Raw genomic sequence first — 20,631 nt, 5'->3', positions numbered from 1 at the left:
TTACGCGACCACCAGCCCTACATCGACATTGCCGCGTGTTGCATTGGAATAAGGGCAGATCTGATGAGCCGTTTCCACCAGTTTTTGCGCCTCTCCCGCCTCAACACCCGGCAAATGGATCGAAAGCTGAGCCGTAATGCCGAACCCGCCTTCAGAACGTGGGCCAATGCCGATCGTAGCGGTAACAGAAGTGTCAGATGGAATCTTCTGTTTCAGTTGCTGCCCGGCCACCTTGAGCGCCCCCAAGAAACAGGCCGCATAGCCGGAGGCAAAAAGCTGTTCCGGATTAGTGCCTTCTCCACCTGCACCACCCAGCTCCCGCGGAGTCGATAACGCCACTTCAAACCGCCCATCTGCCGTGCGGGCACTCCCATCCCGACCGCCAGTCGCAGTTGCCATCGTCTGGTATTTCACATCCACCGACATTGTGACACCTCTGTCCCATGATAAGAATCGCTGCCATCGTATAGGGCTGTACATGGTGCGCTAGACTGGAAAATCCAGATTGAAATCTTCTGTCTGCTGCAGGATGCCTTTGACCGCCTCGCCTGTCACGTCGGCATCTTTTCCGTTTTCCATGACACACGACACTATGGTTGTGGCCACGTTCCCGGTCGAGGCAGCGTTGTGCTTTCCACACTCCTGGCTGAGCCAGCAGGAAATGGCCCGCCGGGATATGTATCGGCTTCCAGAGGATCGAAACCGTCATCAGGCAGCCCATACCCTTAAACGCTGGCTGCTGGCTGGATTGCTCAATCTGCATCCGGCGGATCTCGCCTTTAAGGTGGATGCCAACGGCAAGCCCTCCCTCACACATGGCAATTTTCATTTCAATATCAGCCATAGCGGCCAGCATGTGGTGATCGCTGTGCGGACAGGAAATCCGGTCGGCATCGATGTAGAAGAAAGACCGCCATCGGATACAATATTGCCATGGTCTATCCTGTGCCATGCACAGGACAATAGAGCAGGCGATATCGATGATTTTCTGACGCTCTGGACAGTGAAAGAGGCCATTGCCAAATGTTCAGGCGAAGGGCTTGGGTTGGATTTTACGCGCCTCTCCCTGCACCGGTATTCCGATATCTCCATGCGCGGCTGTGACGGTTTACGCCAATGGCATGCTCTCCACAGGATGCTGGATGATGGCGCGCATATTGCCATTGCATCAGTTCATCTCTGGCAGCAGACATACTGGCTATCCGTCAATATGCGGGATGACAGGAACAAAGCATCTATGATGCTGACAATAAAAAAACTCCAACCCGGGATGGGTGGAGTTTAAATATTTGGTGGAGCCAATCGGAATCGAACCGACGACCTCCTGAATGCCATTCAGGCGCTCTCCCAACTGAGCTATGGCCCCATCCTTGCTGGCTCCATCACGTCCGAGCCAGCGGCTGGCGGGCATATAGCTTGGTCATCAAACTTTAGCAAGAGGGGCTTTTCTGTTTCCTGAGAGAGGCGCGTTCCTCATCTGTCAGCGGCCTGCCATTTGCGATTTCCGCCCGGATTTCCGCGGCGAGTTCAGGGTTGGCACGACGAATCTGGTTCACCCGCAACGCAAAGGCCATTGCCATGGTGGGAGAGCGCTCCCATCCCTCCAGAAACAGCCAATCCTTGGCCACCTCTGCGGCCGGCATCCGTGCCAAAGCGCGCTGCAAGGCCTGGGTATAAGCCACCACAGGCGTCTCCCTCATTGTAGGCAGACCTGGTGTCACCAGGCCGCCCTGAGCCGATGCAGCATGGATCTGCACCGTATTACGTGGCGTATTCATCATCCTGGACATCTCTGTGAGCAATTTTTGCTACACTGTTTATTGGTAACGTTCCTGAGTGGAAGCCTCGCGCAGAACGCAGGACACCACGCGAAAGTCGCATACGGACAGCATTTTATTTTTCATTAACCCCTTACCCTTTTCTCTCGCTGCACGATGCGATTGGGTAAGGCTCTTAAGTCATAGCTTCAGACTGTGCGTGCATCCTTTTGTGAAGGTTTATGAAGCAAATTTCCTTATCATTCAATAGAATAAAATTATGATTCTTTCGCGTCAAGCCGCAAATGGCTTTCAAGACAGCTTGAAATAATAAAGGCGACCTCTGAAAGGCCGCCTTTACTAAAAATAAACAATAAAAAATATCAGATATTAATAATACTCAATAACGATACAGATCATGCTTGAACGGACCAGCCTGAGAAACACCGATATACTCGGCCTGTTTGTCAGAAAGCTTCGTCAGCTTCGCTCCTACCTTGGCAAGGTGCAGGGCCGCCACCTTTTCATCAAGGTGCTTCGGCAGCGTGTAAACATGGTTCGGCAGATATTGGCCCGGCTTCGCCTGCCAGAGTTCAATCTGAGCCAGAACCTGATTGGTGAAGCTCGCGCTCATCACGAAGCTCGGATGGCCTGTTGCATTACCCAAATTCACCAGACGGCCTTCCGACAGGATGATCAGGCGCTTGCCATCGGGGAACACGACCTCGTCCACCTGCGGCTTCACGTTTTCCCAACGATAATTACGCAGGCTCTCGATCTGGATCTCGGAATCGAAGTGGCCAATGTTGCAGACGATGGCCCGGTTCTTCATGGCGCGCATATGGTCGATGGTGATGACATCCACATTGCCGGTGGCGGTCACGAACAAATCACCACGTGAGGCGGCCTCATCCATGGTGACGACTTCATAACCTTCCATCGCCGCCTGCAGTGCGCAGATCGGATCAATCTCGGTCACCAGAACGCGGCAACCCGCATTGCGCAGCGACGCTGCCGAGCCTTTGCCAACATCGCCGAATCCGGCAACGACCGCGATCTTGCCTGCCATCATGACGTCAGTGCCACGGCGGATACCATCCACCAGGCTTTCACGGCAGCCGTACAGATTGTCGAATTTCGACTTCGTAACGCTGTCATTAACGTTGATCGCAGGGGTCAGCAGTTTACCGGCTTTGGCCATTTCCCACAGACGATGGACACCGGTCGTTGTTTCTTCCGACAGGCCACGGACATCCTTCAGCATCTCGGGATACTTGTCGTGCATCAGCACGGTCAGATCGCCGCCATCATCCAGGATCATGTTCGGGGTCCAGCCATCCGGGCCACGGACAGTCTGCTCAATGCACCACCAGAATTCTTCTTCTGACAGCCCCTTCCAGGCGAAAACCGGGATACCGGCGGCCGCGATCCCAGCTGCAGCGTGGTCCTGCGTCGAGAAAATATTACAGGAGGACCAGCGCACCGTCGCCCCCAGCGCCGTCAGCGTTTCGATCAGCACAGCGGTCTGGATGGTCATGTGCAGACAGCCGGCAATACGCGCCCCTGCCAGAGGCTTGCTGTTGCCATATTCTTCCCGCAGCGCCATCAGGCCGGGCATTTCATCCTCGGCCATCCGGATTTCCTTCCGGCCCCAGTCGGCCAGACCAATATCGCGAACCTTGTAGTCTTCAGCGACCGCTGTATCGGGCATGCTGCTCTCCGTAATACATAAGGATATATTTATATCTTGAGGTGGACCCTAGCCGTTTGCACCCGGCAGATGCAAGCGCATCCCTGTGTCAGTCTCATAATATTAAAGAGGCAGCGCACCGCCTGCGCTGACGAGGAGTCCGTCTTCGTCGGCATAAACCCAGTCACCGGCTGCAAAGGTCACACCGCCGAAAGAAACAGGCCCATCCAATACACCGGAACCGGCTTTGCCGCTTTTCCACGGATTGGTTCCGAGCGCCTTGATCCCGATCTGCAGGGTTTTGAGCGCCACGCTATCCCGTACCACGCCCCAGGCGACGATGCCGGCCCAGCCATTTGTGACCGCCAAGCCAGCAATCACATCCCCCACAAGGGCGGAGCGCAATGATCCACCCCCATCAATGACCAGCACAGCCCCCTGACCGGGGGAAGAGAGGGTCGCCTTGATCAGGGCATTATCTTCATAGGTACGAATGGTCCGGACCGGCCCGCTGAAACGTGCATGGCCGCCATAGCTGGCAAACTGGATAAAGCAGGAGCAGAGACGATCCTGATAAGCATCCACCAGATCAGCCGTTGCAAACACTATCATGCTCCTGCCATTGCCATAAAGGGCGCACCCACCATCAATCGTCTAGCCACGCGCCCTATCTGCAGCAAGCCCTGCCACCCCTGATCGCATGTGCAATCGAATCTCAGGGATTACCAATACGATCAAGAATTTTCAGGACATTATGCATGTATCGAACAGCAATAGGATCTTCTATTTCATTTCTATTATAATATTCAAATTCTTCCATTTTACGGATGGCAATATCCGCTGGATACCCACGATTAACCTTGCGCTTCCAATGCGCCAGAGAACGGGTAAAATAATGATTGATTCTTGCCCCCTTATAATCAGGGATCGCTTTCGTCAGCCCTTTCACCACTTCACCCTGATCTGAAACATACCATTCTAGGGGATTACCGGCTGCATCCATATAAGGAGCATCCGTGTTGAACCAATGTGGATTATCGCAGGATATGACTGACAGCGGACGAACAATCGACTTGATATGCCGATTGGGGAAAAAATCTGCGCTGGAACGTCTGGTGAAACTTTCCGCAATCAGTCCAGACGGAAAATCGACTAGCCCGCTGGAGCCGTAAGTGGCCCAGTTGACGCCAATTCCCCCCACTTCCCGATCTTTGAAACCATCCAGATATTCCGCCATGTGAACAGGAAATTCCGGCATCAGATACTCATCTGAATCGACAAAAGCGATCCAGTCAAATTCATGCCGATAGACATGGCAGGCTGTAAAATAGGCATCCACCTGATATCGTGAATCCGTCCGATCCCAATGATGATAACGCACATCAAGCACTTTTGATGCGGCCTTGATTATCTCAGAGGTCGAATCAGTGGAACGATTATCGAAAATAATCTGTGAGTGAAAGCCAACAGCGCCGTGAAACGCGATCCATTCCGCAATATCACGGGCCTCATCGCGGACATTCATGCATAAGGCAATTCTGCTCATGACCATTTGTCTGTCAGTACCGCAATGATCTCAAAAAACGAACTCCCAACCCGTGCGCGCCACCGACAACGGCGACGGGGAGACGATGAAATACCAATCCCTTTCGTCGCCTCAGAAATTATCTTTACCATTGTTGGGTATGGAAACAAGGGGAGCAGAATTTTACGATGAGAATAAATTCCCTGATCAAGGGTGGGTTACAGTCTCCGCATCATAAGCAGCCTGCCAGACTGTTGCAGCCGTACCGTCCGATGAAACCTGAATAGAGGCTTGCATGCCTGTGCTCCCGACTACACATGCGACATGCATACCGGCGGCAGCACTGAAGGGCAGAAAAGGTGTCAGACTTTGCCCACGCACGGTGATCGCTTTGCCTTCCCTTGTGTAGAGACAGCGTAGCTCCCACGCGCCTGATTTTTTGTTTTCCGGCTGATATGCCTGAACAGTTGCATGCAGAAGCATTTGTGATCTGTCCGGTAATACAACCAGAAGAGAATTGACCGAGGGTGATTTTCCATCACGTGTTAATTCAATAGCTTCCTGAGACTGGGTTTTTCCGGTCACTGTGCAATGCTGGCTTTCATGCCCGACTATCGCCGAACTGGTGATACATCCATTGGCGGCATTCACTTCAAAAGGCCGTTCACCCGTCCCCGCATGCAAGCGGGATGCAGGTCTGACAGAAAAAGCCCTTCCTTCCTCCTGCTGAGTCACAAAGCCCCCTTCCTGAGGATTCCTGTCCCCGGCATGAAGGAATCCTGCATATTCACCTGCCGTGCGCCCTGTTACAAACCCTTTGTCCCAGTGGTTTTGTGCCAAAAATGCACTGCCCTGAAGATTGCCATCCGCACTGAGATAAATGCCGAACATATTTGGCCTATCAGAATCCGGATTGAATTCATCCCTTTTGATATCTGGCCCCCAGTTGATATTGGAGCCTTCATAATTGATACAGGAAGGTGGATATTTTTCACGCTGTAAAAAAGCATCTTTCTGACAGCGTGTGATGGTATTTATTCCATAAACCCGAGTTGTGATGCCGACACTGATTGGAATAGTCCCGTTCCCCGACACCGGACGGAATCCGATAAAGGTCGTTTTTCCAGTGGATGCCACCCAGCTATCGACATCAAGCCAATGCCCTGCGGAATCCCAACCAACGAGAGCAGCACTCCATCCTTTCCCTGCCTCGACATACATGCCCGGCTGTAGCTGCCTGACCTGATCTGCTGACAGGCTGGTGACGATTCTTGTTCCCTCCGCCACCGAAGGGGGTATGATTTTTTTCGCTTTGGTTGCCACATCCTTGATATATTTTCGACTGGGTGTGCCATCCATCAAAGTCGGGTTTTTCTGATCTTCGAGGTGAGCATCAGGCAAAAAAATCAGTGCCGGTAAGGCATTATTGGTCACATAAATCCCGGCGGTATCCCGGCCACCATATTCTGCACGCATCTCCGGCCTTGAATAAAAACCTCCTGTAATCCCGGCTGCTGTCACAGGAGAACGGGGCTGGTTAGCTATAAAAGCCGCTGCCACACCATAATCTTCAGCACCCGAAACATGCTTCGAGACGACAAAAGGGCCTGATAAAATTCTTATTTCCTCCGGACTTTGGAAAAGCGTATTTTTCTTGTTTTCTAGATCATGTATAATTGCCCATAAATTGGTATTCTCGATCATCTTTGCTAAATCGGAATGACTCTCGACCTGTGCAGCAGAGGCAGGACCAGTCCAAAGCAAAATTCCGCCACATACCCATACCAGAGCAAAATTTTTCAGCACAGTATTTGCCTGCATGAAACCCATTCCCGATTTTTTATTTCAACAATTCAAGCAAATCTCTACAAACAGAATTTCCAATAAATGACGCATCATTTTTAAAAAATTGTACTGTTTTATCTATATTTTCCCTAAATAAATCTTCAATATTATTATTTATGTGTCTAATTGATGGAATGTTAAGAATTTTTTCCTTGTTTTGATAAATTTTATCAATAAAATATCCTGTATAACTTGCCTCTTTTTCATTATTAGACTTGTATAAAGTCAGATACCTCTGCGCCACTTCAGGGGTAACATTTTGTGTTGTTTGTTCTTTTGTCATCGGGCGATTCCCCCGATTTCTGGATGCTTTCCAGAGAAACTCTTCCACAGATTTATGCCAGTAATGATTGAGCGAAGCATATCGTTCATGCAGATTTGCATTCGCAGCCGTTGCCTCATCTGACGGCAGATAGGGCAATTTATTTCCGCCGGCATCCCTTCTCCAGATTGGTCTGTTCCGTTCCACAACAGGAAAATGAGGTTGGGAATGAAAAAATCTGTGAGGTTTAACCAGGGATTTGACAGCAGGCAGTGCTTCAGACGGGCGTTTTTGAAAACGCTCCATCAGAGGCCGGTTGTTCCATCTGCTCTGACCGTTGGGGCCAAATTCAACCCAGTTGATCGCAATCAAATCGGTTGGAAATGCTTCCTGCCATTCAAGATAATCCTGAATACTGGAGAAAAATTTCTGGTCCAGAACAAGGAATTCATCGAGATCACATAGCAGTGCCCATCGAAAATCCAGCACATAAGGTGCCTGACTGAGAGCGTGCCCGAATGCTTTTGACTGCGCGCTGCCCCCGGCTCCAAGAATATTATCAATATAGGTAATAATTCCTTCTTTGGCGAGCACTTTCAGAAGCTGCTCTGAGCCATCATCATTATTGTTTGAATAAAAGAATATATGCTCAAAACCCATTGCCTGATAATGGGCGATCCACTCCAGAATATAGACGCCTTCATTACGCGCCGTTGTCACCACACAGGCATTTTTGCGTGGTTCTATCTGCGATCTTCCAACAAAGTTACAGAGAAATCCCAGAGAAGTCGGATGAGAATTCTGGCCCGTCCGTTGCAAATAATCCCTGTCCGGTCCGATACTCAGCGTTTCAGGCAGTGACCGTTGATCGATCTGCCATTTTTTTAAATCCGGCAGTGCCGTCTGCAACCAGAAATCATCAGGAAAAATGGCTCTGACAGCATTGAGAAGATGTAAATCGCCTGCAATCCGACCCGATAATCTATCAATATCATCGTAAGGCAGGAGGAAAAATAAAGCCTGAAAAACAGTTCTGACCAGAGCGGTGTCAGACGCATCTGCTGGCTCTATACTCTGGATCAGGCGCTCAACAGAAAGCGGTTTGGAAAGGATTTTTTCAAGCATGGCCAAACACTGCGCCACATCATCAGGCGCCTGTATGTCAGCAGTTTGTTCCAGCGTATAAATTTCCCATCCACCTCTGGCTGCGGCACAAGCATTCTGCCTTCCTCCCGGAGCGGATGAAAAATAATAGCCAGGAAAAGAAAAAAGTGTAAATTTCCCTGTATCAGCCTGATAAATTTTTATCCCTACAAGACTGGATTGTTCAGCCTGATTTCCGATAAAGGATAAATTTAGCGGCCCGGATAGCCGAAAAGCAAATCCATAAAGCGGTGCATGCGCAAAGCGGGCAATATAAACGGGTTCATGTTCAGAACTGGCTATTTTATCAACCGGAAGATGAGATAACTGCCCATTACTGGTGCTGGCGCAGACAATAGTACCGTGGGCTGAACGAAGTCTGCAAAATACAACCACTGCGCGAACAACCCCCGTATTTACAGATATACTAAGGGATATTTCGCATGTCGGAATAAAATTAGAAATAAGAAATTTTTCGCAACGTTGATGCGACGTAAAGACGAAAAAAATGGCCCGTTTCCGGGCCATTTTATCAGGTGTTCATTGCATCGAAGAAATCCTGATTCGTCTTACTGTATTTCAGCTTGTCGAGCAGGAAGTCCATCGCATCGGTGGTGCCCATCGGGTTGAGGATACGCCGCAGCACCCACATCTTCGACAAAGTGGCCTTATCCACCAGCATTTCTTCCTTACGGGTACCACTCTTGGTGATATCGATCGCCGGGAAGGTGCGCTTGTCGGACAGCTTGCGGTCCAGCACCAGTTCACTGTTGCCGGTGCCCTTGAACTCCTCGAAGATAACTTCGTCCATACGGCTGCCGGTATCGATCAGAGCCGTCGCGATAATCGTGAGACTGCCACCTTCCTCAATATTACGCGCCGCACCAAAGAAGCGCTTCGGCCGCTGCAATGCATTGGCATCCACGCCACCGGTCAGAACCTTGCCCGATGATGGCACGACGGTGTTATAGGCACGCGCCAGACGAGTAATGCTGTCCAGCAGAATCACGACATCCCGCTTGTGCTCCACCAGACGCTTGGCCTTTTCCAGCACCATCTCGGAGACCTGCACATGCCGGGTAGCCGGCTCATCAAAGGTGGAGGCGATGACCTCTCCCTTCACACTGCGGGCCATATCGGTCACTTCTTCCGGCCGCTCGTCGATCAACAGCACCATCAGGAAGGCTTCCGGATGATTTTCCGCGATGGCAGTGGCGATGTTCTGCAACATCACCGTCTTGCCGGTACGCGGCGGCGCCACGATCAGGGCGCGCTGCCCCTTACCGATCGGGGCGATCAGATCAATCACCCTTGGAGTACAATCCTTGCCCGGCCCCTTGGCGACGGACTGAAAGTTCTCCACCTCCATCTTCAGGCGCTGATCGGGATAGAGCGGGGTGAGGTTATCGAAGTTGATGCGGTGGCGTACAGATTCAGGTGGCTCGAAATTGACCGTATCGAGCTTCAGCAGGGCGAAATAACGCTCCCCATCCTTGGGCGCGCGGATTTGTCCACCGACCGTATCGCCATTGCGCAGGCCAAAGCGGCGCACCTGGCTGGGGGAAACATAGATATCATCCGGACCGGGCAGGAAATTCGCTTCCGGGCTGCGCAGGAAGCCGAAACCGTCCGACAGAATTTCCAGCGTTCCTTCGCCATGGATCGCCTGATCATTTTCGGCCAGATTTTTGAGAATGGCGAACATCATGTCCTGTTTACGCAGGGATGATGCGTTTTCGATCTGCAGGCTTTCAGCAAAGCTGAGAAGGTCCGCGGGGGATTTAGCCTTTAATTCGGCGAGGTGCATGGGCGCCCGAAGTATATATAAAAGAGGAACAGCATCAGAAGGGGGAATGTCACCAGATCGACCGTCCACACACGCACCGCACGGATAAACCGGCGAAGGAGACAGGAATGGAGGATCATGCGCCGGCGTGGAGAATTGCCGGTTTCACAATCACTCTAAGCAGTTTATATCCATCCTGTCAAGAAGATCGCCTTTAAATGGTATAAGGAACAGAGTTCCTGCATTCCTGCCCCTGCGAAGTTTTCGCTGCTCCTGATCGACCGGGAGTAGTACGGGCGGCGTTATGCCTTCCGCGCCTCTTTCCGTCCCGCTGATCATCCTGCTGGGTCTTGTTACCTCCGTCGGGCCCATGTCCACCGACATGTATCTGCCGGCCTTCCCGCAGTTACAGGCCGATATTGGCGGCCATTATCAAGGCGCCGCCCAGATTACGCTGGCAGCATGGTTCGTCGGGCTGGCTATCGGGCATCTGACTAATGGAACCCTGTCCGACCGGTTGGGCCGCCGCATTCCGCTGATTGCCGGGATGCTGATCTATACGCTGGCTTCAACGGGTTGTGCCCTGGCCACGGATTTATGGAGCTTTACCCTGTTCAGGCTGATTGCCGCCCTTGGCGGATCAGCCGGCATGGTGACACCCCGCGCCATCGTGAGGGACATGTCCGACGGCCATGAAGCCGCACGCCTGATCTCCCGCCTGATGCTGATCATGGGTGTAGTGCCGCTGCTGGCGCCCACACTCGGGGGGATGATGCTGTCTGTGATGTCGTGGCGGGCCATTTTCTGGCTGGGCAGTCTGTATGGCGCGGTCTGCGTGGTGCTGGTGATCATGTTCCTGCCCGACACCTTGGCACCGGAAAAGAGACTGCTGCTGTCCCCCGGCAGCATTGTGATCCGCTACGGCACGATCCTGCGCGAACGGGTGTTCATCACCCATGCCATGCTCAGCGGCTTTTGTGTGGCAGCCCTATTTACCTATCTGGCCGGATCACCTGCCGCCTTTATCCAGTATTACCATATCAGTCCGACTGTTTATGGCATGATCTTCGGGATGAACGCGGTCGGCTATATCGGGTGCAGCCAGCTTAATAATCTGGCCCTGCCACGGTTGGGAATGCATCGTGTCCTGCGGATCGGCACCACTCTCTATCTTTGGCTGGCCTCTCTGCTGATCGTGAATGTCTATACTGGCCTGGGTGGTCTGATCGGGATGATGATCCTGCTGTTTCTCGCCCAGTCGATTCAGGGGTTCCTGACCCCGACCGCCGCAGTCGGTGCGCTCAGCCCGCACGCAGCCCATGCCGGGAGTGCTTCTGCCCTGATGGGCACACTTCAATATGTGCTGGGCGCGCTATTTGGCACAGGCGTTGCGGTGCTGGCCGATGGCACGCCACGCCCCATGGTCGTCTTCATGGTGTTGGGAGGGATATGCTCCCTGATCGGCGACAGACTCCGGCCGGAATCAAGGAACAAAGGTCTGCATCTTTTTAGACTGCGCTGGTCTATGCCATCCCGCCATTGACCGAGAGGGTCTGCCCGGTGATGTAACCCGCGCTCCGGCCGCACAGGAACGAGACAGCCGCCGCCACTTCTTCCGGTTTGCCGGCCCGGCGCGCTGGAACGGCCTGGCGAATCATCTCCGGATCCATGGCCGCCGTCGCAGGGCTTTCAATAATGCCCGGTGCCACTGCGTTCACTGTAATGCCCCGCGCCGCCACTTCCATCGACAGGGATTTGACCGCCCCGATCAGGCCGGCTTTAGCGGCAGCATAATTAGCCTGCCCACGATTGCCGATCAGCGCCGACACCGATGAAATCGCCACGATGCGCCCCCAACGCGTTGCCATCATGGGCAACAACAACGGTCTGACGCAGGCGAAAAATCCATTCAGCGAGACATCAATCACCGAACGCCACTGCTCGATTTCCATCCCTGCCAGCGGAACATCGTCATGCGTCCCGGCGTTGTGCACCAGCACCTGGACGGGTGTACGCTCAACCAGGTCAGAGAATGCCGTGTTCGCCGCCTTATAATCCGACAGGTCCAGGGTCAGTGCTTCCGCACTTCCACCATCCGCACGGATTGCGGCCACCAAGGCCAGAGCCTTATCCGGACTTGAATGCGCATGAACCAGAACGTGATACCCATCCGCCGCGAGCTGGCGGCTGATCGCCTGACCCAGCGGGCTTGCGCCCCCGGTGACAAGGGCGTGGATTGCCTGATCCTTGGCATAATACGTCACACTCTGCTTCCTTGTTTGTAATCGACATAAGTCATACTGATATCACGCCATCTATTTTCAGGAGAGCGTCCCAGCGATGAAGAGTAACGGCCGACTTAAAAGACTGTTACAAGGTGCCAGACATTTCCGGGAACGCGTTTTTCCGATCCGGAAAAGTCAGTTTGAGGCGCTGGCCAAGGGTCAGAATCCGGTGGCCCTGTTCATTACCTGCGCTGACAGCCGCATCAGTCCTGAAATGATCACCCATGCCGAGCCGGGCGACCTGTTCGTCTGCCGCAATATCGGCAACATCGTTCCAAAATATGGTGATATGCTGGGGGGTGTCTCGGCAGTGATTGAATATGCTGTCACCGCGCTGAAAGTGGACACAATCATTATCTGCGGCCATTCCGATTGCGGGGCAATGAAAGCACTGCGCGATCCTGAAGCCAAAGAACTGGATAGTATGCCCACCGTGCGCAACTGGCTGAGCAACGCGCTGGAAGCCCGCGACATGGTCCATGAACATCACGGCGATCTGGAAGGCGATCATTACACGCAGGCTCTGGTTGAACAGAACGTGCTATTGCAGATGAAGCATCTGAGATCCCACCCCGCAGTGGCGGCCGGAATCGAGAAAGGCAAGCTTCAGATATACGGCTGGGTCTACGGAATCGAGGATGGACGTATCGAGGTGTTCGACCATGGCACCACGCGCTTTATCCCGATCGAGAAACTGTCAGCCCGTTTCTCGGGTCGTAATTATCGCATCTGATCTCTTCACAGCTTTCGCCTACAAAAATGGCCGGTTCAGACTGAACCGGCCGTTTCTTTTGATAGCAGCGATCAATACTCTCAGCCGGAGATCTGGTTGGCCTTGGCCAGCAGCGCTTCCGCCATACGGATGGACGCAATATCGATCAGACGGCCATCCAGCGACACAGCGCCCCGACCTTCCTTGGCGGCCTGTTCCATAGCTTCCAGAATCCGGCGAGCCTTGGTCACTTCCGCTTCGGACGGAGAAAACACCTCGTTCGCCAGCGCGATCTGGCTCGGATGGATCGCCCACTTGCCTTCATAACCGAGCACGGCGGCACGACGGGCAGCGGCGCGGTAACCTTCCGGATCATTGAAATCGCCGAACGGACCATCGATCGGGCGCAGACCATAGGCGCGGCAAGCCACCATCATGCGGCTCTGTGCGAAATGCCACTGATCCATCCAATAATAGTCGCGATTACCGCTCTCATCACGGTCGGTCAGCACGCCGTAATCGGGATTGACGCCGCCGATCACGGTGGTGCGGGCGCGCGTGCTGGCGGCATAGTCGGCCACGCCGAAGCTCATGGCTTCCAGACGCTTCGAAGACTGGGCGATGGCTTCCACATTGGCCATGCCGAGTGCGGTTTCGATCAGAACCTCGAAGCCGATCTTCTTTTCGCGCTTCTTGGCCTGTTCGATCTGCGTCACCAGCATGTCCACGGCATAGACATCCGCCGCTGTACCGACTTTGGGGATCAGGATCATATCGAGACGCGGACAGGCTTCGACGATATCCACTACGTCGCGATACATATAGTGGGTGTCGAGGCCATTGATGCGCACCATCATGGTCTTGTTGCCCCAGTCGATTTCGTTCAGGGCCTGAATGATGTTCCTGCGCGCCTGATCTTTCTCATCCGGCGCCACTGCATCTTCACAGTCGAGGAAGATGATGTCAGCGGCGGAGCGGGCCGATTTCTCGAACAGGGCCGTGTTGGAACCCGGCACCGCCAGTTCAGAGCGATGCAGGCGCGGCGTTGCTTGTTCGACCAGCGTGAAGCTCATGGCTTCCTCCCCTTTTATTGGACACTCAGCGACGGGTTCAGCCCGTGGTACCGAAGCCGCCAGCGATACAATTGATGGATAGCAGCAGGGCTGATTTCACCGCATCATCCGGGGCATCCCGGAAGCGCCGCAGCAGCTCCACCTGCTCCCGATTGGCAGCATTGATCACCGGCAGACGCTCAGCCAGTCGGGCGCGGTAACGATGGAACCGCTCGCCCACCTGCGCATCTCCGCTGATCCGGGTGATCATGGCGCAGGTCAGCTGATATTCAGCCTCGACCAATGGCAGGATGGCCTGCCTCGCCTCCTCTTCCGGCACCAGACCAGCATAGAGGCGAGCAATGTCAAGATCGACGAACAACAGTGCTTTTTCCACCTCATCCGCAATCAGGCGGAACAGCGGGTAATCCGCAAACATGCGACGCAGCACCTCTTCGCCGCGCTCACCCCGCACATCAAGGAAGGTGGAGATGGCGCTGCCGACACCATACCAGCTGGTGATCAGATGGCGGTTCTGCGTCCAGGCAAAAACAAAAGGAATGGCCCGCAGATCGGACAATGAACGCGCACCGAAACGACGGGCGGGACGACTGCCGATATTCAGCAAGGCGAATTCTTCCAGCGGGCTGGCCGACTGGAAATACCCGACCATGTGCGGATTGCCGATCAGACTGCGATAGGCCGCATTGGCAGCCCCTGACAGAGCCTCCATCGCATCTTCATATTCGGGGCGGACAGAGGCAATGGAATCAGCCAGTCTTTCACTGCGCAAAGCATGATCCAGCACACTCGCCGCCAGCAGTTCCGCCTGATAGGAAGCCGTGCCCTTATTGGCATATTTGGCGCTGACCACCTCACCCTGTTCCGTCACGCGGAACCGTCCGCGGATAGAGCCGGGCGGCTGGGCTGCAATGGCCCGACGGGTCGGTGCGCCACCACGGCTGACACTGCCGCCACGGCCATGGAAGAACGCGATGGCAATGCCCGCATCCTGCCCGACCTGTGCCAGACGGGACTGTGCACGGAACAGCTCCCAGTTGGCGGAGATGAAACCGCCATCCTTGTTACTGTCAGAGTAGCCGATCATGACTTCCTGCACATTGCCCTGCCGACGGGCCGAGCGCCGGATCACCGGAATATTCAGCAGGCGGCGCATGATCAGCGGTGCGGCACGCAGATCGTCGATCGTCTCGAACAGCGGCACGATCGGCAGTTCACACAGCTCCATACCGACGGAATCGAGGAACAGGCCAGCCTGTTTCGCCATCACATAGGCACCGAGAATATCGGCCACCGAACGGGTCATGGACAGAATAAAGCTGCCGAATGCCTCCCGATCCAGCCTGCCGCGCATTTCGGCGACCAGCTGAAACATCTCCAGCACCTCGCGCGCATCTTCCGGCCAGTCCTGCGGGGTCAGGCGGGCCAGGCGGGGTTGCTGAAGAGCATCCAGCAGGAATTCTTCCCATTCAGCACTGTCATCTGCGGGCGGCTCGCTTTGTAGTCCCTGCCCGGTCACGTCGCGCCAATAGGCATGCAACGCATTGGTCAGGCGCGTGGAGTTCTGCCGCAGATCCAGCCGTACCGTGCTGAAACGGAAGATCTCGGCACTGCACCGTAACGGCCGGATCAGATCGGCGGCGATTTCGGGGCTGCCTGCGTCTTCCAGCGCCTTTTCCATAGCGCGGAGGTCGTCGATCAGCGCATCAGCGCTGGGATAGGCATGAGACGTGGCGCTAAAATTCGCATCGCCACCCGTCTGAAGGCGCAATGTGTCTTCAAGCCGCAAATCCATCACGGTCAGGAACTGACGGAACGGTTCACCCGGATTGCGCTGCGCCAGGGAGGGAGCCTCCGTCATCTCTTCCACCCGCTCCCGCACCAGCGCCGAGAACCATTGCGGAATGGTCAACGCATGTTCGGTCATCGACAGGGATTTGATGAGGCGGGCAATCTGTTTGCGATAATGCTCCAGACTGGCCTGCGCATTTTCCCGCAAAGTCCAGCGCGTGACGTCATTCGTCACATAAGGATTGCCATCGCGATCGCCGCCGACCCAGGAGCCGAATTGAAGGAACCCCCCCGCATCACGGCGCGGGGATGGGGCCGGAGCATCCGGATATTGCGCGGCCACGGCTTCTTCGAGCGATGCCGCCACCTGCGGCACGATCTCGAACAGGCTTTCGCGGAAAAAATGGAGACCCCAATGGACCTCCTGCTGCACGGAGACCTTCTCCAGGCGCAGCTCACCTGTCAGCCAGAGCAACTCGATCTGATCGCGCAGCCGGCGTACCAGACGCGCGTGCTCCCGCTCGGTCCAGCGTGGGTTGTCGAGTTCCAGCAACAGCAGATAAATCTCGCGGTGCTTTTCCAGCACCGTCACACGCTTGGCCTCGGTCGGGTGCGCTGTTACCACCGGGCGGATACGCAAACCGGCCAGCGTATCGGACAGAGTATCAGCCGAAATACCAGCGGCTTTCGCTTCCGCCAGCACGGCATCAAAGGTGCCGCGCACATCGGCGCGACTGCCCTGTTTTTCCACCGCCCGGCGCTGACGCATGGCTTCTTTCTGCTCGGCAATCGACAGAAGCTGAAACCAGATGCCCTGCGCCTGCAACGCCCTGCCAAGCGCCTGCGGTGTCATGGTGGAGAGGGACCAGCGCCCCTCCCCCGTCAAAGCCGGCACGATATCGGGATGATGACGTGCCGCCACTTCCAGCAGCAGATCTCGCAGAAGGCGGGCCGTTCCCTGGCCGGAAGCCGAAGCATCCGGCCGGGAGGAGCCTGTCATGATGTCAGACCGCTGCATGTTCGTCATGCCGGATCAGGCTGCCTGACGGCCAGCCAGCACCGCGGCAACGGTCGAGCCGAGTTCACCCGGGCTGGGAGCAACCGTCAGACCGTAGGAGCGCATGATCTCGCTCTTTTCGGCGGCGCTGTCGCCCTCGCCCGAGATGATCGCACCGGCATGGCCCATACGACGCCCCTTCGGAGCGGTCAGGCCGGCAACGTAGCCAACCACCGGCTTCGACATGTTCTCGCTGATCCACTTCGCCGCTTCGGCTTCCTGCGGACCACCGATCTCGCCGATCATCAGCACGGCATGAGTCTCGGGGTCGGCCTCAAACAACTGGAGGTGATCAAGGAAGGACGAACCATTGATCGGGTCACCACCGATACCAACGCTGGTGGAGACACCGATGCCCAGCTCCTTCAGCTGCGCGGCGGCTTCATAGCCAAGCGTGCCGGAGCGGGAAACAATGCCGACATGGCCTTCCTTGTAGATATGGCCCGGCATGATGCCCAGCATGGCCTGCCCCGGGCTGATGATGCCTGCGCAGTTCGGCCCCACCAGACGCGTGCGACGATCCTTCTGATAGCGGCGCAGATAACGCTTCACGCGCATCATGTCCTGCGCCGGAATACCGTCCGTGATGGTGCAGATCAGCTCCAGCCCCGCATCGGCGCCTTCCATGATCGCATCGGCGCAGAAAGCAGGCGCCACAAAGGTGATCGACGCTTGCGCACCGGTCTCACGCACCGCGTCCTCGACCGTGTTGAACACGGGACGACCCAGATGGGTCTGGCCGCCCTTACCAGGCGTCACGCCGCCGACGACATTGGTGCCGTAATCGATCATCTCGCGACCGTGGAACGTGCCCTTGTCGCCGGTGAAGCCCTGAATGATGATCTTGGTCTGTTTATTGATCAGAATGCTCATTGGTCCTGCCTCCCCTTACGCCGCGGCCTTCGCGGCCTCGACGGCCTTTTCGGCCGCTTCGGTCAGGCTTTCGGCCATGATGACGGAAATGCCGCTTTCTTTCAGAATACGGCGGCCTTCCTCCACATTGGTGCCTGCCAGACGCACCACCAGCGGAAGCTTCAGATCGACTTCTTTCACCGCATGCACCACGCCTTCGGCGATCCAGTCGCAGCGGTTGATGCCGGCGAAAATGTTGACCAGAACAACCTTCACGTTCTTGTCGGACAGCACCAGACGGAACGCCGTCGCGGTACGCTCGGGGCTTGCGCCGCCGCCGACATCGAGGAAGTTGGCAGGCTCACCACCCGCATATTTGATGACGTCCATGGTCGCCATCGCCAGACCGGCGCCATTCACCACGCAGCCGATATCGCCTTCCAGACCCACATAGTTGAGGTTGTGCTCCGCAGCCTGCGCCTCACGCGGGTCGTCCTGAGAGGGATCATGCATGTTGGCGACGTTGTTACGGCGGAACAGGGCGTTGTCGTCGAAGCTCATCTTCGCATCGAGCGCCAGAATGCGGTCATCCTTGGTCAGAACCAGAGGATTGATTTCCAGCATGGTGGCGTCGTGATCGCGGAATGCGCGATAGGCCCCCATGATGCTGGTCACCGCACGCTGCACCTGACGGCTGGACAGGCCCAGCTTGAAGGCGATCTGGCGGGCCTGGAACTGCTGAAGCCCAACCGCCGGTTCGACGATCACCTGGATCAGCTTTTCCGGATGCTTGGAAGCGATTTCCTCGATCTCCATGCCGCCCTCGGCGGAGGCGATCACGCGGACGCGCTCCAGCTTACGATCCAGCACGAAGCCCAGATAGAATTCTTTCTCGAAGGGATCGGCGACCTCGACATAAACGCGCTGCACCGGCTTGCCTTCCGGGCCGGTCTGATGCGTGACCAGACGCTTGCCAAGCATGCCGGCAGCAGCCTCGCGCACTTCATGATAGGTCTTGCACAGCTTGATGCCGCCGGCCTTGCCACGCGCACCGGCATGAATCTGGGCCTTGACCGCCCAATGCCAGCCACCCAGTTCGGTCGCGGCGTACACAGCCTGATCAGCGCTGAAAGCGATTGCACCGCGGGGCACGGCAACGCCGGCGCTCGCAAGCAATTCTTTTGCCTGGTACTCATGGACGTCCATCTACGTCTCTCCCTTCGCGTTGATGCGCGCCTTCCCCCCCTCAGGTAAGCGCCAGACAGGATCGGGTCGGAAGCATGCCGTATAACCGCTCCGGACCCGTAGTATCACTCAGACGAGCTGTGATCTCACCAGCTCGTAAGTCGCTTCCGTCTTTTCGCCTGCACTGCCCAGAATTTCCTGAAGCTCCTGCAGACGGCTTTCCGCAAATGCACGGTCTTCGATGGCCTTGGCATTGACATAGACGTTCAGTGCCGAGCTGCGCAGGCCGGCATGGGCGGCCAGAACAGCCACACCGCCATCGCTGATGACAGCGGCATTCCCCTTACGGCTGACGATCTCCGCCAGATCAATCGCATCACGGCAGAGGCGCGCGCAGTCCAGTGGCGCATCCGTAGCCAGATGCAGGGCCTTCTGGATCGCTTGCTTGCGGGCAGCCTGTTCCTCTTCCGTGGTCTTGGGCATGCCGTAGGCGCCCATGACCGCATCGAAAGCCTGCACGTCTTCTTCAATCGCCGCAATCAGCTTCAGACGCAGCGCATCAGCCTGCGCCAGAACGCCTTTCAGCTCTTCCTCAACCTCGGCATATTTCTTTTTACCGATGGTCAGGTTGCAGACCATGCTGGACAGGGCCGCACCGATCGCCCCCATCACCGCAGCGGCACTGCCACCACCAGGGGTGGAGGCTTTGCTTGCCAGCTGTTCGAGGAAAGCTTCGACGCTTTCGTCCTTGAACGAGACTCCCGCGGTCATCACGCCATTTCCTTCGCCAGGGCGTAGATACCCTCTGCGTCCAGAACCTGATCGTCCTTCTCGAAAAGCTGTGCGATGCAGGCGCGATGCAGCTTCAGCTTCAGACCACCGATACCCAGCGCACCAAAGCCCTTCACGGTGCCGGCGCCGCCTTCGTATTCCTTGCCCTTGTCCATAACGCCAACCCCGCCAATACCCAGCGGAGGCTGTGCATTCACATCGGCCAGCAGCTCGATGGAGGAGGTCTTTTTCCAGGCCTCTTCGGACAGCAATTCGAACCCGATCGCACCGGCCGCATAGACCACCTGCTGCCCCTGAATGACGGCTTCACGCGCAGCAGCGTCAGCAGCCTCGACCGCCTTCACTTCAACGCCGAAACGCTTGCTGATCGCAGCAGCGGCTTTTTCAGTGCGGTCCTTCTGACGGCCAGTGATGGTGACATCGGCCCCTTCGAGCGCCATCAGACCGGCAGCGCGCATGCCCACCGGACCTGTTCCGGCCAGCACGATCGCCTTCTTGCCCTTCAGCGGAGCCGCCTTGGCCAGCAACGCCACACCCGCCGCAGCGGTGGTGTTGGAGCCATTGCTGTCCAGCATCACGGAAACGCGGAAATTACCGAAGAATTTCTTCTTCACCGCGCTCAGCACGGCCTCACCGGCCTCCATGCTGCCACCGCCGATCCATAGAGCGGTAAAACGCTTTTCCTTCGGGCCGCGCGTAAAAATCGCGCCATCGACCAGAGCACCGACATTCTCCGGCGTCACATTGGCATGGCCGATCACATGATCCGCACCGCCATCATACGCAACAACGCTGTCGAAAACGCTCGGGGTCCAGTCCGTATCAAACTGATACAGCAGTTTCGCTGTCATAGTTTCGTTTCCTCTCCGCCTGAGG

General features: G+C 55.8%; 18 protein-coding genes and 1 tRNA gene. 3 read left to right on the top strand and 16 right to left on the bottom strand.

Features of this window, described 5'->3' with window-relative positions; all coding sequences use genetic code 11:
* Positions 1 to 426, bottom strand: a complete 426-nt coding sequence (locus tag GbCGDNIH6_RS00340) for an organic hydroperoxide resistance protein (protein WP_072562446.1) — start codon at positions 424 to 426, stop codon at positions 1 to 3.
* Positions 427 to 577: 151 nt separating this feature from the next.
* Between GbCGDNIH6_RS00340 and GbCGDNIH6_RS00335 the strand changes: the two genes are divergently transcribed.
* A complete protein-coding gene (locus tag GbCGDNIH6_RS00335) occupies positions 578 to 1,285 on the top strand; it encodes a 4'-phosphopantetheinyl transferase family protein (protein WP_157692282.1) in 708 nt (235 codons plus the stop codon).
* 5 nt (positions 1,286 to 1,290) lie between these two features.
* Here the strand turns inward: GbCGDNIH6_RS00335 and GbCGDNIH6_RS00330 are convergent.
* The 8 genes from GbCGDNIH6_RS00330 to rho form a co-directional block, all read right to left on the bottom strand.
* Positions 1,291 to 1,366 (bottom strand) — tRNA-Ala (locus GbCGDNIH6_RS00330).
* A 64-nt stretch (positions 1,367 to 1,430) separates the two neighbouring features.
* Positions 1,431 to 1,781, bottom strand: coding sequence for a cytochrome P450 family protein (locus tag GbCGDNIH6_RS00325; protein WP_157692281.1), 351 nt, complete (start codon positions 1,779 to 1,781; stop codon positions 1,431 to 1,433).
* Positions 1,782 to 2,157: 376 nt separating this feature from the next.
* Positions 2,158 to 3,468 carry an adenosylhomocysteinase gene (gene ahcY, locus GbCGDNIH6_RS00320; protein ID WP_025317967.1) on the bottom strand — a complete coding sequence of 437 codons (1,311 nt, stop codon included), beginning with the start codon at positions 3,466 to 3,468 and terminating at the stop codon, positions 2,158 to 2,160.
* A gap of 102 nt (positions 3,469 to 3,570) precedes the next feature.
* Positions 3,571 to 4,059, bottom strand: coding sequence for a ribonuclease E activity regulator RraA (gene rraA / locus GbCGDNIH6_RS00315; protein WP_072562443.1), 489 nt, complete (start codon positions 4,057 to 4,059; stop codon positions 3,571 to 3,573).
* Between the two features lie 103 nt (positions 4,060 to 4,162).
* Complete coding sequence (locus GbCGDNIH6_RS00310) at positions 4,163 to 4,972, bottom strand: glycosyltransferase family 2 protein (RefSeq protein ID WP_072562442.1); 810 nt, start codon at positions 4,970 to 4,972, stop codon at positions 4,163 to 4,165.
* Positions 4,973 to 5,179: 207 nt separating this feature from the next.
* On the bottom strand, positions 5,180 to 6,802 hold the full coding sequence (locus GbCGDNIH6_RS00305) for a hypothetical protein (protein WP_072562441.1): 1,623 nt from the start codon (positions 6,800 to 6,802) through the stop codon (positions 5,180 to 5,182).
* Between the two features lie 10 nt (positions 6,803 to 6,812).
* Positions 6,813 to 8,750: a glycosyltransferase family 2 protein gene (locus GbCGDNIH6_RS00300; RefSeq protein ID WP_072562440.1), complete on the bottom strand. Its 1,938-nt coding sequence runs from the start codon at positions 8,748 to 8,750 to the stop codon at positions 6,813 to 6,815.
* Positions 8,751 to 8,754: 4 nt separating this feature from the next.
* Entirely contained in the window at positions 8,755 to 10,029 is a 1,275-nt protein-coding gene (gene rho / locus GbCGDNIH6_RS00295; protein ID WP_072562439.1) for a transcription termination factor Rho, read from the bottom strand.
* 283 nt (positions 10,030 to 10,312) lie between these two features.
* Between rho and GbCGDNIH6_RS00290 the strand changes: the two genes are divergently transcribed.
* Positions 10,313 to 11,551, top strand: coding sequence for a multidrug effflux MFS transporter (locus GbCGDNIH6_RS00290; RefSeq protein WP_072562438.1), 1,239 nt, complete (start codon positions 10,313 to 10,315; stop codon positions 11,549 to 11,551).
* On the opposite strand, the gene fabG is transcribed toward GbCGDNIH6_RS00290, so the two are convergent.
* Positions 11,532 to 12,272, bottom strand: coding sequence for a 3-oxoacyl-ACP reductase FabG (gene fabG / locus GbCGDNIH6_RS00285; RefSeq protein ID WP_232449859.1), 741 nt, complete (start codon positions 12,270 to 12,272; stop codon positions 11,532 to 11,534). The two genes, GbCGDNIH6_RS00290 and fabG, sit on opposite strands and share 20 nt — an antisense overlap.
* Positions 12,273 to 12,348: 76 nt before the next feature.
* Between fabG and GbCGDNIH6_RS00280 the strand changes: the two genes are divergently transcribed.
* The gene (locus GbCGDNIH6_RS00280; protein WP_072562437.1) at positions 12,349 to 13,026 is read left to right on the top strand and encodes a carbonic anhydrase; all 678 of its coding nucleotides are present in this window, start codon (positions 12,349 to 12,351) and stop codon (positions 13,024 to 13,026) included.
* An 80-nt stretch (positions 13,027 to 13,106) separates the two neighbouring features.
* On the opposite strand, the gene GbCGDNIH6_RS00275 is transcribed toward GbCGDNIH6_RS00280, so the two are convergent.
* From GbCGDNIH6_RS00275 to GbCGDNIH6_RS00250, 6 genes are all read right to left on the bottom strand, one after another.
* A complete protein-coding gene (locus GbCGDNIH6_RS00275) occupies positions 13,107 to 14,078 on the bottom strand; it encodes an HpcH/HpaI aldolase/citrate lyase family protein (protein WP_072562436.1) in 972 nt (323 codons plus the stop codon).
* A 37-nt stretch (positions 14,079 to 14,115) separates the two neighbouring features.
* Complete coding sequence (locus GbCGDNIH6_RS00270; RefSeq protein WP_232449856.1) at positions 14,116 to 16,887, bottom strand: phosphoenolpyruvate carboxylase; 2,772 nt, start codon at positions 16,885 to 16,887, stop codon at positions 14,116 to 14,118.
* A gap of 15 nt (positions 16,888 to 16,902) precedes the next feature.
* Entirely contained in the window at positions 16,903 to 17,799 is an 897-nt protein-coding gene (sucD, locus tag GbCGDNIH6_RS00265) for a succinate--CoA ligase subunit alpha (RefSeq protein ID WP_011630761.1), read from the bottom strand.
* A 15-nt stretch (positions 17,800 to 17,814) separates the two neighbouring features.
* Complete coding sequence (locus GbCGDNIH6_RS00260; RefSeq protein WP_011630760.1) at positions 17,815 to 18,984, bottom strand: malate--CoA ligase subunit beta; 1,170 nt, start codon at positions 18,982 to 18,984, stop codon at positions 17,815 to 17,817.
* Positions 18,985 to 19,092: 108 nt separating this feature from the next.
* Positions 19,093 to 19,734, bottom strand: a complete 642-nt coding sequence (fchA, locus tag GbCGDNIH6_RS00255) for a methenyltetrahydrofolate cyclohydrolase (protein ID WP_025285641.1) — start codon at positions 19,732 to 19,734, stop codon at positions 19,093 to 19,095.
* Positions 19,734 to 20,606, bottom strand: a complete 873-nt coding sequence (locus tag GbCGDNIH6_RS00250) for an NADP-dependent methylenetetrahydromethanopterin/methylenetetrahydrofolate dehydrogenase (protein WP_072562434.1) — start codon at positions 20,604 to 20,606, stop codon at positions 19,734 to 19,736. The genes fchA and GbCGDNIH6_RS00250 overlap by 1 nt, the downstream gene beginning before the upstream one ends.
* Positions 20,607 to 20,631 lie beyond the last annotated feature (25 nt).

Source organism: Granulibacter bethesdensis (assembly GCF_001889525.1).
Taxonomy (GTDB): domain Bacteria; phylum Pseudomonadota; class Alphaproteobacteria; order Acetobacterales; family Acetobacteraceae; genus Granulibacter; species Granulibacter bethesdensis_C.
Note: the sequence above shows the minus strand (reverse complement) of the source record. Positions and strands in the feature narration are given on the sequence as shown.

Coding starts and splice junctions, on each gene's coding strand:
- GbCGDNIH6_RS00340 (WP_072562446.1), bottom strand. CDS start 426: ATGTCGGTGGATGTGAAATACCAGACGATGGCAACTGCGACTGGCGGT.
- GbCGDNIH6_RS00335 (WP_157692282.1), top strand. CDS start 578: ATGACACACGACACTATGGTTGTGGCCACGTTCCCGGTCGAGGCAGCG.
- GbCGDNIH6_RS00325 (WP_157692281.1), bottom strand. CDS start 1,781: ATGATGAATACGCCACGTAATACGGTGCAGATCCATGCTGCATCGGCT.
- ahcY (WP_025317967.1), bottom strand. CDS start 3,468: ATGCCCGATACAGCGGTCGCTGAAGACTACAAGGTTCGCGATATTGGT.
- rraA (WP_072562443.1), bottom strand. CDS start 4,059: ATGATAGTGTTTGCAACGGCTGATCTGGTGGATGCTTATCAGGATCGT.
- GbCGDNIH6_RS00310 (WP_072562442.1), bottom strand. CDS start 4,972: ATGAATGTCCGCGATGAGGCCCGTGATATTGCGGAATGGATCGCGTTT.
- GbCGDNIH6_RS00305 (WP_072562441.1), bottom strand. CDS start 6,802: ATGGGTTTCATGCAGGCAAATACTGTGCTGAAAAATTTTGCTCTGGTA.
- GbCGDNIH6_RS00300 (WP_072562440.1), bottom strand. CDS start 8,750: ATGGCCCGGAAACGGGCCATTTTTTTCGTCTTTACGTCGCATCAACGT.
- rho (WP_072562439.1), bottom strand. CDS start 10,029: ATGCACCTCGCCGAATTAAAGGCTAAATCCCCCGCGGACCTTCTCAGC.
- GbCGDNIH6_RS00290 (WP_072562438.1), top strand. CDS start 10,313: ATGCCTTCCGCGCCTCTTTCCGTCCCGCTGATCATCCTGCTGGGTCTT.
- GbCGDNIH6_RS00280 (WP_072562437.1), top strand. CDS start 12,349: ATGAAGAGTAACGGCCGACTTAAAAGACTGTTACAAGGTGCCAGACAT.
- GbCGDNIH6_RS00275 (WP_072562436.1), bottom strand. CDS start 14,078: ATGAGCTTCACGCTGGTCGAACAAGCAACGCCGCGCCTGCATCGCTCT.
- GbCGDNIH6_RS00270 (WP_232449856.1), bottom strand. CDS start 16,887: ATGCAGCGGTCTGACATCATGACAGGCTCCTCCCGGCCGGATGCTTCG.
- sucD (WP_011630761.1), bottom strand. CDS start 17,799: ATGAGCATTCTGATCAATAAACAGACCAAGATCATCATTCAGGGCTTC.
- GbCGDNIH6_RS00260 (WP_011630760.1), bottom strand. CDS start 18,984: ATGGACGTCCATGAGTACCAGGCAAAAGAATTGCTTGCGAGCGCCGGC.
- fchA (WP_025285641.1), bottom strand. CDS start 19,734: ATGACCGCGGGAGTCTCGTTCAAGGACGAAAGCGTCGAAGCTTTCCTC.
- GbCGDNIH6_RS00250 (WP_072562434.1), bottom strand. CDS start 20,606: ATGACAGCGAAACTGCTGTATCAGTTTGATACGGACTGGACCCCGAGC.